Here is a 14,983-nt window from a genome sequence, read left to right as displayed (position 1 = left end):
ACCGGCGCTGCCAAGGGGGCTGTCAATCCGGGTGAAATCGCCGACGAACCGTCAGAACCGGCCACGCTGACCAGGCCGGGAGAGGTGATCTTTCCGGCATATCGAACGAGTGACGGAAATGTGCTGGTGATTCGTAGATCTTTACCCCACCATCTCCGAGGGCACACCGCCCATTTCTCGCCGACCACAAGTCGATGCAGCAGCACCCTCGGGAGAGAAGCGATGAGTTCGACGGGACTTACTCCACTGGATCCGGCAGCACCACTGGCCGAACTGGTGGCCGCGCAGGCCGGAAGAACCCCTGACGCCACGGCCGTGATCGACGGCACACGCCGACTGACCTACCGTGAACTGGACGCCGCGACCGCCGCGGTAGCGGGCCGGCTGGCCGCCGCGGGCGTCCGGGCCGAGACCCTGGTCGGCGTATGCCTGCCGCGAACGGCCGACCTCGTGGTCGGCCTGCTGGCGGTGCTACGGGCCGGCGGGGCCTACGTGCCGCTCGACCCGGCCTATCCGCGCGACCGCCTGGAGCTGGTCGTCGGCGACGCGCAGGCCCCCGTCGTGCTCACCGACAGCGCCCACGAGCACCTGCTGAACGGCGCGGGCGCCACCCTCCTGCACGTCGACGGCGACGGCCCCGCCGCCCCGCTCGACCCGGCCGCCGCGCGCCCCACCACCGGCGACGCGGCCACCGACGCACTGGCCTACGTGCTCTACACCTCCGGCTCCACCGGCCGCCCCAAGGGCGTCGCGGTCACCCAGCGCGGCGTCAACGCCATGCTCCGCTGGGCCGCCGACACGTACACCGCCGCCGACCTCACCGGGGTGCTGTTCGGCACCTCGGTGTGCTTCGACATCTCGGTGTACGAGCTGTTCCTCCCGCTCTCCGTCGGCGGCACGATCGTGGTCGCCGAGAACGTCCTCGCCCTCCCCGAGCTGCCCGCCCGGGACGAGGTCACCCTGGTCAACACCGTGCCCAGCGCGATGGCCGCGCTGCTGCGCGGGGGAAGCCTGCCCGGCGACCTGCCCGGCGGTGGCGGCGGTGGACTGCCGGCCGGCGTGCGCGTGGTCAACCTGGCCGGCGAGGCACTGCCCCGCCACCTCGCCGACAAGGTGCACGCCCAGCCCGGCGTCGAGCGCCTCTACAACCTCTACGGGCCCACCGAGGACACCGTCTACTCGACCTGGTCGCTGGTCGCCCGCGGCGGTACCGGCGAGCCGGTCATCGGCCGCCCGCTCGCCGGCACCCTCGACCACGTGCTCGACGAGCAGCGGATACCCGTGCCGGACGGCGGCATCGGCGAGCTGTACCTCTCCGGCGAGGGCCTGGCCCGCGGCTACCACGGCCGCCCCGACCTCACCGAGGAGCGCTTCGTCCACGTCGACGGCCTGCGCTGCTACCGCACCGGGGACCTGGTCCGCCGGCTGCCCGACGGCGACCTGGAGTACCACGGCCGGGTCGACCACCAGGTGAAGGTCCGCGGCTTCCGGGTCGAGCTCGGCGAGATCGAGGCGGTGCTCGCCACCCACCCCGAGGTCGAGGCCGCCGCCGCCGTCGTCCAGCGCGACGAGGCCGGCGACTACCTGGCCGCCTTCGTCCAGGCCGCCCCCGGCGCCGCCGGACCGACGCCCGCCGAACTGCGCGCCCACTGCGCCGCCGCCCTGCCCGGCTACATGGTGCCGCTGGCCGTCGCCGTGCTGGCGGAACTGCCGCTCACCCCCAACGGCAAGACCGATCGCAAGGCGCTGCCCCCGGTCGCCCGCAGCCGGGGCGGGAACGAGCTGTTCGTCGCCCCCCGCACCCCCGCCGAGATCCGGATCGCCGAACTCTGGCAGGGCCTGCTCGGCGTCCCCGAGGTCGGCGTGCACGACGTCTTCCTCGACCTCGGCGGCCACTCCCTGCTCGCGGTCGGCCTGCTGGCCCGGGTCGAGCGCGAGTTCGGCACCCGGGTGCCGCTCGCCGAGTTCTTCGCCGCCCCGACCGTCGCCGCGCTGGCCGTCCGGGCCGCCAACGGCGGCGGTGGCCGGGCCTCCGTGGAACCGCCGAGGCGCGAGGCCCACCTGCCCGCCCGCGCCACCGAGTTCCAGCGCGAACTGTGGCTGCACGAGGCCGTCCAGACCGGCAGCCCGCTCTACAACGTGCCGGTGCGGATCCGCGCCGAGGGCGCCCTCGACCGCGAGGCCCTCGGCCGCGCGCTCACCGAGGTCGTCCGCCGTCACGAGTCGCTGCGCACCGCCCTTTACGGCGACCCGAACCCGAGCGAGCTGGACGACGCCGTCGCCGACGTCCGCCCGCCCTACCAGGTCGAGGTGCCGCTGCTCGACCTCGTCGGCCCGCACGGGCAGGTGGCCGACGAGGAGGCGATCGACGACGCGCTGCGCGCCGAGGCCGCCCGCCCGCTCGACCTCGCCGGCGGCCGACTGCTGCGCGCCCTCGCCGTGCGGACCGACACGGACCGGCACGAGCTGCTGCTCACCGTGCACCACGCCGCGGCCGACGGCTGGGCCGCCGGTCTGCTGCTCGCCGAGGTCGCCCGCGCCCTGCGGGAGGGCGAACTGCCCGAGCCCGCGCTGCAGCTGTCCGACGTCGCCCGCTGGGAGCTGCGCGACGTCGAGGCCGGCCGTGAGGGCGCCGAGCGCTGGGCCGAGCGACTGCGCGGCGTCGAGGGCGACCAGCACCTGCCCGGCGACCGCCAGCGCCCCAACCCGCAGGACATCGCCGGCCGCCGGCTCGCCCGCCGGCTGGACGAAGGGTTCGTCGAGGGCGTCGAGAAGTGGGCCGCCGGGGAGGGCGCCAGCCTCTACACGGTGGTGCTCGCCGCGCTCGGCGGGGTGCTGCACCGCTACACCGGCCGCACCGACGTCGCCGTGATCAGCCCCTTCGCCGTCCGGCCGGTGCCCGAGCTGGAGACCGTGATCGGCTCGCTGATCAACACCGTCGCGCTGCGCTTCGACGTGGCCGGCGCCGACACCTTCCGCGAGCTGGTCGCCCGGGTCCGCCCCGTCGTCCTGGAGGCCGCCGACCACAGCGGCCACCCGTTCGTCGACCACGCCCGGCGCTACGGCGGCTCGCCCGGCCTCACCGCCTCGCCGATCTCCCAGGTGCTGCTCGCCGTCCAGAACCACCCGGTGGCCGGCGTCGAACTGCCGGACCTCAAGCTCACCTTCGTCGCCGAGGTGTGCAACGGCACCGCCAAGACCGACCTCTCGCTGTTCCTGGAGTTCCCGGCCGACGGCCCGCTGCTGTCCGCCGAGTACCGCACCTCCCGCTACGAGGAGCGGTCGGTGCGCGCCGCGCTCGACCACCTGGTCGCGCTGCTGTCCGCCGCCGTCGCCGAACCCGACCGCCCGCTCGGCGAGCTGGTCATGCTCTCCGCCGCCGAACTCGCGGCGGACGAGCCGGTCAACCGCACCGGGGCGCCGATCCCCGACGCCCCGCTGCACCGGCTGGTCGCCGACCGGGCCGCCCTCACCCCGGACGCGCCCGCCGTGTCCGCCGCCGACGGCACCCTCGACTACGCCGGACTCCTGGACACCGCCGACCGGCTGGCCCACCTGCTGGGTGCCCGCGGCGTCGGCCCCGGCCACCTGGTCGCGGTCGCCGTCCGGCGCGGCCGGCTGCTGCCCGCCGCCCTGCTCGGCGTGCTGCGCAGCGGCGCCGCCTACCTGCCGCTGGACGTCGACCAGCCGCTCGCCCGCAACCGGGCGGTGCTGGACGACGCCGGGGTCACCGTGGTGGTCGCCGAGGGCGCGACCGCCGGGGACGAACTGCTGCGCGGCCGGGAGGCCGTCCTCGTGGACGGGCCCGCGCACGCCACCGCCCCCGCCCAGGCGCCGGACGTCACGGTCGGCCCGGAGGACCCGGCCTACCTGCTGTACACCTCCGGCTCCACCGGCACCCCGAAGGGGGTCGCCGTTCCGCACCGGGCGATCGTCAACTTCCTCACCTCGATGGGCCGCGAACCCGGCCTCACCGGGCGGGACGTGATGGCCGCCGTCACCACCGTGACCTTCGACATCGCCGGCCTGGAGCTGTGGCTGCCGCTGGTCACCGGCGCCCGGGTGGAGATCGCCGACCGGGCCACCGCCACCGACGGGGCCGCGCTCGGCGCCTGGGTGGAGAAGCAGGGCGTCACCCACCTCCAGGCCACCCCCGCGACCTGGCGGATGCTGCTGGAGGCCGACTGGGCGGGCGCCCCGGGCCTGACCGCGCTGTGCGGCGGCGAGGCGCTCACCGCCGACCTCGCCCGCGCGTTGCTCGGCCGGGTCGGCTCGCTGTGGAACCTCTACGGGCCGACCGAGACCACCGTCTGGTCCACCGTCCAGCGGGTCACCCCCGAACTCGCCGCCCACGGCGGCGTGGTGGCCCTGGGCGCACCCGTCGCCAACACCCGGCTGCACCTGCTCGACCGCTCCGGCCAGCCGGTCCCGGTCAACGGCATCGGCGAACTGTGCATCGCCGGCGCGGGCGTCGCGCTCGGCTACCACGGCCGGCCCGAGCTGACCGCCGAGCGCTTCACCGCCGAACCGGGCCGCACCGACGGCGCGTTGATGTACCGCACCGGTGACCTCGCCAGCCGCCGCGCCGACGGCCGGCTGGAGTACCACGGCCGCGCCGACGCCCAGGTCAAGCTGCGCGGCTTCCGGATCGAGCTGGGCGAGATCGAGGCCGCGCTCACCGCCCTGCCGGGGGTCGTCGCGGGCGCCGCCCGGCTGGTCGAGACCCCGGCCGGACCGGCCCTGGCCGGCTACGCCGTGGCCCCGGGCCTGACCGAGGACGCGCTGCGCGGCGCCCTGGTCGAGCGACTGCCCGACTACATGGTGCCCGCCGGGCTCGTCCTGCTCGACGCGCTGCCGCTGACCCCCAGCGGCAAGGTCGACCGGGCCGCGCTGCCGGTGCCGCAGCTCGGCGGGGCCGGTGCCCCGCCCGAGGGCGACTGCGAGGAACTGCTCGCGGACCTGTGGACCGAGGTCCTCAAGGTGGAGCGGGTCTCCCGGCACGACGACTTCTTCGCGCTCGGCGGGCACTCGCTGCTCGCCACCCGGCTGCTGGCCCGGATCCGGGACACCTTCGAGACCGAACTGCCCCTGCGGACCGTCTTCGAGGACCGCACCCTGGCCGCCCTGGCCCGCCGGGTCGAGGAGCGCCTGCTGGAGGAGATCGACGACCTCGACGACCTCGGTGAGCGGGACGACCTCGACGAGACCGCCGGGAGCAGCCTGTGAACCGCCCCACCCACCCCCGAGCCGCCGGCGACACCGGCAGGACCGGGACCTTGGAAGCATGCCCGGCCGCCGGCGACACCGGCGCCCTGACGGGGGAGACCGCATGACCGAGCACAGCACCACCGGGCCGAACCCGGCCCAGCAACCGACGCAGCAGCCGGCCCAGCAACCGGATCAGCGGCCGGCCCAGCAACCGGACCAGGCCGCCCGCCGGCAGGAACTGCTGCGCCTCCGCCTCGCCAAGGCCAAGGCCGCCAAGGCGGCGGCCGCGGCCGGCGGCGCCGAGCACCGCACCATCACCCCGCGCCCCGAGGGCACGGCGGCCCCGCTGTCCTCCGCCCAGCGCCGGATGTGGTTCCTCGCCCAGTACGAACCGGACAGCGCGGCGTACCACATCCCGCTCGCCCTGCACCTCGACGGCGAGCCCGACGAGGCCGCCCTCGCCGCCGCGCTCACCGACGTCCTCGCCCGGCACGAGGTGCTCCGCACCGTCTACCCGACCGTCGACGGCGAGGTGAGCCCCGAACTCAGGTCCGCCGACGGCTTCGTGCTCACCACCGCCGACGTCCCCGCCGACCTGATCGACGACCGGCTGGCCGCCGAGGCCCACCGCCCCTTCGACCTGGCCGCCGACCTGCCGCTGCGGGCCGCCCTGCTGCGCACCGACGACGGCGCCGTCCTCAGCCTGGTGCTGCACCACATCGCGGCCGACGGCTGGTCGATCGGCGTCCTGTTCGGCGACCTCGCCACCGCCTACGGCGCCCGCCGCGCCGGGCGGGCCCCGGCCTTCGAGCCGCTGCCCGTCCAGTACGCGGACGTCGCGCACTGGCAGCGGACCGAGCTCGCCGCCGAACTCGACCGGCAGCAGGCCTGGTGGCAGGAGCGCCTGCGCGGCGCCGCCGGCACCGTCACCGTGCCCGCCGACCGGCCCCGCCCGGCCGTCGCCGGCACCGAGGGCGCACGGTTCACCGAGAAGCTCGGCGACGAGCGCACCCGCCGGATCCGCGCCCTCGCCGAACGCACCGGCAGCACCGTCTACATGGTGCTGCTGGCCGCCCTGCAGACCGTCCTCGGCCGGTACACCGGCAGCGAGGACGTCACCGTCGGCACCCCGATCGCCGGACGCACCCGCAGCGAGACCGAGCCGCTGGTCGGCTGCTTCGTCAACACCCTGGCGATGCGCACCGACCTCTCCGGCGACCCGACGGTCCGCGAACTCCTGGAGCGGGTCAAGGACGCCACCCTCGGCGCCTACAGCCACCAGGACCTTCCGTTCGAGCGGCTGATCGACGCGCTCGGCCTGGAGCGCGAACTCGCCCACACCCCGCTGTTCCAGGTCCTGCTGAACGTCCACAACCAGGCCGAGGCCCGCCCCGAGCTGCCCGGCCACACCGTGCACTGGCGTCCGATCGGCACCGACACCGCCAAGTTCGACCTCTCGGTGGCCGTCGTCGACACCGGCGGCGAACTCGCCGCCGACCTGGTCTGGCGCACCGAGCTGTACGACGAGCCCACCGTCCGCCGCTTCCTCGGCCACCTCACCACGACCCTCGACGCGATGGCCGCCGACCCGGACCGCCCGCTCGCCGGCCTTCCCCTGCTCACCCCGTCCGAGCAGCGGCAACTCGCCGAGTGGGACGACGAGGCCCCGCGCGGCTGGGACCTCGGCGGCACCCTGCACGGCCTGGTCGAGGAGCAGGCCCGCCGCACCCCCGACGCGCCCGCCGTGCGCGGTGCCGACGGCGTCCTCGGCTACGCCGAACTCGACCGGCGCGCCAACGCGCTGGCCCACCGGCTGCGCGCCCAGGGCGTCGGCCCGGACCGCCCGGTCGGCCTGCTGGTCGAGCGCTCCGCCGCCCTGGTCGTCGGCATGCTCGCCATTCTCAAGGCCGGCGGCGCCTACCTGCCGCTCGACCCGATCTACCCGGACGGGCGGATCAACGCCCTGCTCGACGCCGCCGGTGTCGCGGCCGTCGTCACCACCGAGGACCAGCGCGGACGCCTCACCGGCGGCCACCCGGTGCTCGTCCCGGACGGCACCGAACGGCCCGACGCGCCCGAGGTGGACGTCCGCCCCGAGCACCTCTGCTACCTGCTCTTCACCTCCGGCTCCACCGGCACCCCGAAGGGCGTCGCGGTCGAGCACCGCAACTACCGCAACTACCTGCACGGCCTGCGCGAGCGCATCGGCGGCGACCAGACCGGCTGGAACTGGGCCCTGGTCTCCACCTTCGCCGCCGACCTCGGCACCACCAACGTGTTCGGCGCGCTCACCGGCGGCGGCTGCCTGCACCTGCTGACCCGCGACCAGGCCACCGATCCGGAGGCCTTCGCCGCCTACACGGCCGAGCACCGGATCGACGCCGCCAAGCTCGTCCCCAGCCACCTGGAGGGACTGGCCGCGCACGGCGCCGGCCTCGACGCGATCCTCCCGGCCCGGCTGCTGATCTGCGCCGGCGAGGCGCTGCGGCCCGACCTGGTGGCCCGGATCCGCGCCGCCCGGCCCGACCTGGTGCTGCACAACCACTACGGGCCCACCGAGACCACCGTCTCGATGCTCGGCGCGCCCGTCCCCGCCGACCTCGGCGACGCCGTCACCGCACCGCTCGGCCGCCCCTTCGGCAATGTCACCGCCCACCTGCTGGACGCCCGCCGCCGCCCCGTCCCGGTCGGCGTCCCCGGCGAGCTCTACGTCTCCGGCGGCGGCGTCGCCCGGGGCTACCTCGGCCGCGAGGACCTCACCGCCGAACGCTTCCTGGAGGTGGACGGCCGCCGCTGCTACCGCACCGGCGACCTGGTCCGCCGTCGCCCCGACGGCGCGATCGAGTTCCTCGGCCGGATCGACCACCAGGTCAAGATCCGCGGCTTCCGGGTCGAGATCGGCGAGGTCGAGGCCGAACTGACCGCCCGCCCCGACGTCCGCGAGGCCGTGGTGGTCGCCCGGGGCGAGGGCGCCACCGGCTCCCTGGTCGGCTACCTGGTGCCCGCCGACCCGGCCGCCGCGCCCGACCCGGGCGAGCTGCGCGCCGCGCTGCGCACCCGGCTGCCCGACTACATGGTCCCGGCCGCCCTGGTTGTCCTGGACGCCCTGCCGCTGAACGCCAACGGCAAGGTCGACCGGGCCGCCCTGCCCGAGCCGGCCGCCGTCCAGCCCGCCGCCGGCGGCGGCGAGCTCAGCACGGAGACCGAGCACCACGTGGCCGCCGCCTACCGGAAGGTCCTGGCGACCGAGGAGATCGGCGCCGCCGACGACTTCTTCGCGCTCGGCGGCGACTCGTTCTCCGCCGTGCACGCCGTCCGGCTGATCGGCGACGGCCTGTCGGTCATCGACCTGTTCCAGCACCCCACCGTCCGCGAACTCGCCGCCCTGATCGACGCCCGGGCCGGCGGCACCGCCGACGAGGGGCCGCGCACCCTGCTGCACAAGCTCACCCGGGGCAACGCGCCCGCCCGGATGAACGTCGTCTGCGTCCCCTACGGCGGCGGCAGCCCGATCACCTTCCAGCCACTCGCCGACGCGCTGCCGGTGGGCCACCGGCTCTACGCCGTCGAGCTGCCCGGCCACGACCCGAGCCGCCCCGACGACGAACTCGCCGAACTCGGCGCCCTCGCCGACACCCTGACCGCCCAGGTGCTGGAGCAGGTCGACGGCCCGGTGCTGCTCTACGGCCACTGCCTCGGCGGGGCGCTCGCCACCGCCCTCGGCTCCCGGCTGGAGGCGGCCGGCGTCGACCTGCGCGGACTCGCCCTCGGCGGCACCTTCCCCGCCGCCCGGCTGCCCGGCCGCTTCGCCGAGTGGATGGCCCGGCGGATGCCCGGCGACCGGGCGCTGTCCAACCGCGGCTACCTCGAGTTCCTGCGCGCGATGGGCGGCTTCACGGACGTCTACGACCAGGCCGAACAGGACTTCCTGGTCCGGGCGCTGCGCCACGACGTCCGGCAGGCCGAGGAGTTCTACACCCGCGCCTACGGCGACGAACGGCCGGCGAAGATCGACGCCCCGATCCTCTGCGTGGTCGGCGAGAAGGACCGCGCGACCCTGCTCTACCAGGAGCGGTACACCGAGTGGGAGCACTTCGGCGACACCGTCGACCTCGCGGTCGTCCCGCGCGCCGGGCACTACTTCCTCAAGCACCAGGCCGGCGAACTCGCCCGGGTGCTGGCCGGGTTCGCCGCCACCGGTGAGGTCGCCGAGCAGGTCGCCGAGAAGCGCCCGGCCGCCAGGGCCGAGCTGGGCACCTTCGCCAAGGTCGCGATCGGCCAGTTCGTCTCGATGATCGGCACCAGCCTCTCCACCTTCGCCCTCGGCGTCTGGGTCTACCAGCAGACCGGCTCCGCCTTCGACTTCGCGATGATCTCGTTCATCGCGGTGCTGCCGGCCGTCCTGCTGCTGCCGATCGCCGGCGCCCTCGCCGACCGGGTCGACCGGCGCAAGATCATGATCGTCACGGACACCGTGGCCGCCGCCGGCATGCTCGGCCTCGGAATCCTGCTCTGGACCGACCTCCTGGAGGTCTGGCACATCTACATCGTGGCCTGCGTGGGCTCCACCTGCGGAGCGTTTCAACGGCCCGCCTACCTGGCCGCGATCACCCAACTGGTGCCCAAGCGCTACCTCGGCCAGGCCAACGGCCTCGCCCAACTCGGCACCGGCGCGGGCGACATGATGGCCATCCTGGCCGGCGGCGTGCTGGTCTCCCTGGTCGGACTGCACGGCGTCGTGCTGTTCGACATGGCGACCTTCCTCACCGGCGTCAGCTGCCTGCTGCTGGTCCGCTTCCCGAACGCGATGTTCGACAAGCAGGAGGAGCCGCTCTGGCGGGAGGTCGTCACCGGCTGGCGGTACATCGCGCGCCGCCACAGCCTGGTCGCCATGGTGGTCTTCTTCGTGGTGTTCAACTACCTGTTCGCCGTCGCCACCGTGCTGATCACCCCGATGGTGCTGGCCAACGGCACGCCCTTCCAGCTCAGCGTCGTCACCGCCCTCGGCGGCCTCGGCGCCATGGTCGGTGCCCTGGTCATGGGGCTCTGGGGCGGCACCAGCCGTCGCTCGGTCGGCATGATCGGCTTCACCTCGGTGGTCGGCCTCGCCGCCGTCCTCACCGGCAGCCGCCCCGAGACCGCCCTCACCGCCTGCGGACTCTTCCTGCTCTGGGGATCGATGATGATCCTCAACTCGCACTGGATGTCCCTGATCCAGACCAAGGTCGGGATGGAGCTCCAGGGCCGGGTCCTGGCCACCAACCAGATGCTCGCCATGTCGATGATGCCGCTCGGCTTCCTCACCGCGGGCCCGCTCTCCGACCACGTCTTCGAGCCGCTGATGCGCCCCGGCGGCGCGCTCGCCGACTCCGTCGGCCTGGTGATCGGCACCGGACCGGGCCGGGGGGCCGGACTGCTGCTCGTGGTGGTCGGCCTGCTGCTCACGGTCTGGGGCCTGCTCGGCCTCGCCTACCGGCCGCTGCGCCTGCTGGAGGACCTCCTCCCGGACGCGCTGCCGGACGCCGAGATCGGCGACAAGGACGCCATCCAGGCCGAGGCCGACCGGCAGCTCGCCCTCGCCGAGGCCGCCCGCGCCGCAGGCCGGCGCCGCCGCGGTGCCCGGGGCGGGGAGACGGACCGGCAGCCCTCCGGCACCGTCCGGGTGCCCGGCCCGGCCGGTACCCCGGAACCGGTCGAGGACGACCCGGCCGACCGGGTGCACGCCGCCACCGGCCGCCGGTAGCCGGCCACCGCACGGCGACGCGCCCCCGTCCCCCTCGGCAGAGGGGGACGGGGGCGCGTCCGTGACGGGCTGGGGCCGAGGCTCGGGCCCGGGGCTACTTCGCGTGCTTGAAGGAGTAGTTGAACTCCGCCGTGCCGAAGGCCCGCATCAGCCGGATCCAGAACGGCATCATCATCTCCATCGCCCGGGCGCCCGTGATGTCGCCCAGGTCGATCACCGAACCCGTCGGCCACCCGAAGGTGCCCAGCAGCGCCACCGTCCGCGCCTTGGCCTCCTCGTCGTCGCCCGCGACGAACATGTTGTGCTCGCCGTCGAGCCGCGACGGGTCCACCATCACCGGGGCCGTCACCGTGTTGAGCGTCTTCACCACCAGGGCCTGCGGGAACTCCCGCTGGATCCGCTCACCGACACTGTCGTTGTTCACCGGGTCCAGGGTCAGTTCGCCCTCGGCCGAGAAGACCAGCGGGTTGGAGAGGTCGATCAGGAGCTTGCCCGCCAGCCGCTCCGGGCCCGCCGCGCGGAGCGCGTCCAGGGCGACCGTCCCCGGGGTGGCGTTCAGGACGACCTCGCCGAACTCCGCCGCCTCCGCGAAGGTCCCGTGGTGGCCGGTCGGCCCCGCCTGCTCGGCCCAGGCCGCCGCCGCCTCGTTGTCCTTGCTGCGCGACCCCAGGGTCACGTCGTGGCCGAGTGCCACCAGCTTGTCCGCGATCGTCCGCGCGACGCCACCCGTGCCGATGATTCCGTACCGCACCGCTGTTCTCCCCGTTCGTTGTTCGACGTGCCGGGACTTCGACGCGCCGGGACGACGATAGATCAACTTCGGTCCGGTGTCCGGTGAACGCCGCGAACGGCCGCCCGCCGACTGGACCACTTCCGCTGGTGGGCCCGCCCGGCCCGCCGAAGCATGGCGCCATGAACCGCACCACCCCCGGCCCCCGCCCGACCCGCCGCCTGCCGCGCGCCGCCGCACTCCTCACCGGCCTCGCCCTGCTCGCCCCGCTCGCCGCCGGCACCGCCCGCGCCGACGTCACCACCATCTCCTTCGGCAACGACCGCACCGCCTGGGACCGCGCCGAACCGCAGCTCGACCCCACCGAGGTCGACCGGTCCGACTTCGGCGTCCGCTTCTCCACCCAGCTCGACGGCCAGGTCTTCGCCCAGCCCCTGGTGATCGGCGACACCGTCGTCGTCGCCACCGAGACCAACCACGTCTACGGCGTCGACGCCAGGACCGGGAAGATCGTCTGGCACCGCGACAACGGCCCGGCCTGGGCCTCCGCCGCCATCGGCTGCTCCGACCCCGGCCCCAACGTCGGCACCACCTCCACCCCGGTCTACGACCCCGCCACCGGCACCGTCTACCTCACCAGCAAGGTCGACGACGGCCCCGACGACCACCACCCGCACCACTACGTGCACGCGCTCGACGCCAGGACCGGCGCCGAGCGCAGCGGCTGGCCGGTGACCGTCCAGGGCGATCCGGTGAACGCGCCCGGCAAGCCGTTCAACGCCTACCGCTCGCTCCAGCGCCCCGGACTGCTGCTGCTCGACGGCCGGCTCTACTTCGGCTTCGGCTCGCTCTGCGGCATCGGCGACTACATCGGCACGGTGGCCGGCCTCGACACCCGCACCCGCCGGCTCACCCTGTTCTCCACCGTCGCCGGCTCCGACACCCAGCGCGCCTCGGTCTGGATGTCCGGCAGCGGCCTGGTCTCCGACGGCCCCGGCCGGTTCTTCCTCACCACCGCCAACGGCCAGGGCGCCGGTGCCTCGCCCGCCCCCGGCCCCGGCAACCGCCCGCCCGGCGGCCTCGGCGAGTCCGTGATCCGCTTCGCCGTCGACGCGGACGGCGGCTTCGCCCCCGCGGACTTCTTCAGCCCGACCAACAACGCCACCCTCGACAAGAAGGACACCGACCTCGGCTCGGGCGGCCCGGTCGCGCTCCCCGCCGGCTTCGGCACCGCCGCCCACCCCCACCTGATGGTCCAGGTCGGCAAGGACGGCCGGATCTTCCTGCTCGACCGCGACGACCTCGGCGGCACCGGCCAGGGCCCGAACGGCACCGACAAGGTCGTCGGCCTCACCGGCCCCTACGGCGGCGTGTGGGGCCACCCCGCGGTCTGGGGAGGCGACGGCGGCTACGTCTACACCGTGGAGAACTACGGCAAGCTGCGCGCCCTCAAGTACGGGGTGACCGCCGCCGGCCTCCCGCAGCTGAGCAGCGCCGGCACCAGCGCCGAGGACTTCCTCAAGATGTCCGGCTCACCCGTCGTCACCTCCGACGGCACCCGCACCGGTTCCGCCCTGGTCTGGGTGATCTGGTCCGGCACCGGCAAGTACGGCGAGGGCGGCGAACTGCGGGCCTACGACCCCGTACCGGTCGACGGCACGCTCAAGCTGCGCCGCTCCGTCCCGATCGGCACGGTGAGCAAGTTCTCGGTGCCCGCCACCGACAAGGGGCGCGTCTTCATCGGCACCAAGGACCACCGGCTGGTCGCCCTCGGGCGCCCCGGCGCCTTCGCCTGAGCCGCGGTGCCCGAGCCCGGTGGGCCGCCCGCGCCCGGGTGGCCCACCGCGCTCAGTCGCCGTCGCGGAGGCGGGCGGTCACCGTCTTGGGGCGCTGGTACTCGTGCAGGGCCAGGGTGGACAGGTCGATGCCCTGGCCCGAGGTGCCCCGGCCGCTGTGCGGGAGCTCGGCGCTCTGGGCGAGGTGGCAGTTGATCCAGGTCTCGCCCGCGTCCAGCCGCGCGGTCAGGTCGAGGGCGGTCGACAGGTCGGCGGTCCAGACACTGGCGGCGAGGGCCTGCGGCACCCCGTTGGCGAGCGCGAGCGCGGCCTCGACGGTGGGGGCGTGCTGCACGGTCAGCAGCGGCCCGAACACCTCCTCCAGCACCGCCGGGTCGTCGTCCGGGAGGTCCGCGAGCAGCCGGGCGGGCCGCCAGAGGCCGTCACTTCGGCCGGGCGCGGCCAGTGAGCGCCCGGCGGCGGAGGCGGCGAGCAGCTTGTCGTACCGGGCGGCCTGGTCGGGGTTGTTGAGCGGGCCGAAGTCGCGGCCCGCCTCGCGGGCGCCGAGGGCCGAGGCGAGGGCGGCGACGGTCCGCTCGTAGTTCTCGGTGAGGGTGATCACCCGGGCGGGCGCGGCGCAGCTCTGACCGGCGTTGTAGGTGCACGCGGCGGCGAGCGCGGACCAGGTGCGGCCGGGCGCGTCGGGCAGGACCAGCACCGGGCTGTTGCCGCCGAGTTCCAGGCTGACCCGGCGGTGGCCGGCCCGGGCGGCGATGTCGGCGCCGGCGGCCGCGCTGCCGGTGAAGGCGATCAGGTCCACCTCGGCGGCGACCAGCAGCCGGCCGCTCTCGCGGTCGCCGGCCAGGGTGGTCAGCACGTCCTCGCCGAGCGCCTCGGCGGCGTGGACGGCGAGCAGCGCCGCCGAGTCGGGGGTCGTCTCGGCGGGCTTGAGCACCACGGTGTTCCCGGCGGCGAGCGCCGGGGCGCAGCGCCAGGCGGCCATCAGCAGCGGGTAGTTCCACGGGACGACGGCCGCGACCACACCGACCGGCTCCCAGCGCACCCAGCTCTCGTGACCGGGCAGGTAGCGGCCGGCGGCGGGGGCGGTGCCGGTACGGGCGGCCCCGGCGTAGAAGCGGAACAGGTCGGCGACCTCGCGCACCTCGCCGGCCGCCTCGGCCTCGGGCTTCCCGGTGCCGGCCTGCTCCAGCACGGTGTACTCGGTGAGGTGCCGCTCGATCAGGTCGGCCAGCGCGTCGAGGCGGCGCTCGCGCTCGCGCGGGGTGAGCGCGCGCCAGCGCGGCCCGGCGGCCCGGGCCCGGGCCACGGTCCCGGCGACCTGCTCGGCGCGGGCCGGGACGAGGGTGCCCCGGGTGTGGCCGGTGCGGGGGTCGGTCAGGTGGAGTTCGGGGGCGGTGGGAACGGTGGACGGTGCCATGACGGGGCCTCCGGGCCGGGTCAGTGGAAAGGGAGGACAGCGTGGAGAGGGGGGACAGCGTGGGAAGGGAGGACAGCGCGGGAAGGGAG

5 protein-coding genes are annotated in these 14,983 nt (G+C 75.1%); 3 read left to right on the top strand and 2 right to left on the bottom strand.

Features of this window, described 5'->3' with window-relative positions; translation table 11 throughout:
- Positions 1–222: 222 nt before the first annotated feature.
- Positions 223–5,226, top strand: coding sequence for an amino acid adenylation domain-containing protein (locus ACW14Y_RS05430; protein ID WP_456986065.1), 5,004 nt, complete (start codon positions 223–225; stop codon positions 5,224–5,226).
- 103 nt (positions 5,227–5,329) lie between these two features.
- Complete coding sequence (locus ACW14Y_RS05425; protein WP_380311008.1) at positions 5,330–10,951, top strand: non-ribosomal peptide synthetase/MFS transporter; 5,622 nt, start codon at positions 5,330–5,332, stop codon at positions 10,949–10,951.
- 94 nt (positions 10,952–11,045) lie between these two features.
- On the opposite strand, the gene ACW14Y_RS05420 is transcribed toward ACW14Y_RS05425, so the two are convergent.
- Positions 11,046–11,702, bottom strand: a complete 657-nt coding sequence (locus ACW14Y_RS05420) for an NADPH-dependent F420 reductase (RefSeq protein ID WP_456986064.1) — start codon at positions 11,700–11,702, stop codon at positions 11,046–11,048.
- A gap of 161 nt (positions 11,703–11,863) precedes the next feature.
- Between ACW14Y_RS05420 and ACW14Y_RS05415 the strand changes: the two genes are divergently transcribed.
- Complete coding sequence (locus ACW14Y_RS05415; protein ID WP_380310897.1) at positions 11,864–13,477, top strand: outer membrane protein assembly factor BamB family protein; 1,614 nt, start codon at positions 11,864–11,866, stop codon at positions 13,475–13,477.
- A gap of 52 nt (positions 13,478–13,529) precedes the next feature.
- Here ACW14Y_RS05415 and ACW14Y_RS05410 read toward each other — a convergent pair whose 3' ends face one another.
- Complete coding sequence (locus tag ACW14Y_RS05410) at positions 13,530–14,894, bottom strand: aldehyde dehydrogenase family protein (RefSeq protein ID WP_380310895.1); 1,365 nt, start codon at positions 14,892–14,894, stop codon at positions 13,530–13,532.
- Positions 14,895–14,983: the final 89 nt, after the last annotated feature.

The sequence above is a fragment of the Kitasatospora sp. cg17-2 genome, from assembly GCF_054031055.1.
Note: the sequence above shows the minus strand (reverse complement) of the source record. Positions and strands in the feature narration are given on the sequence as shown.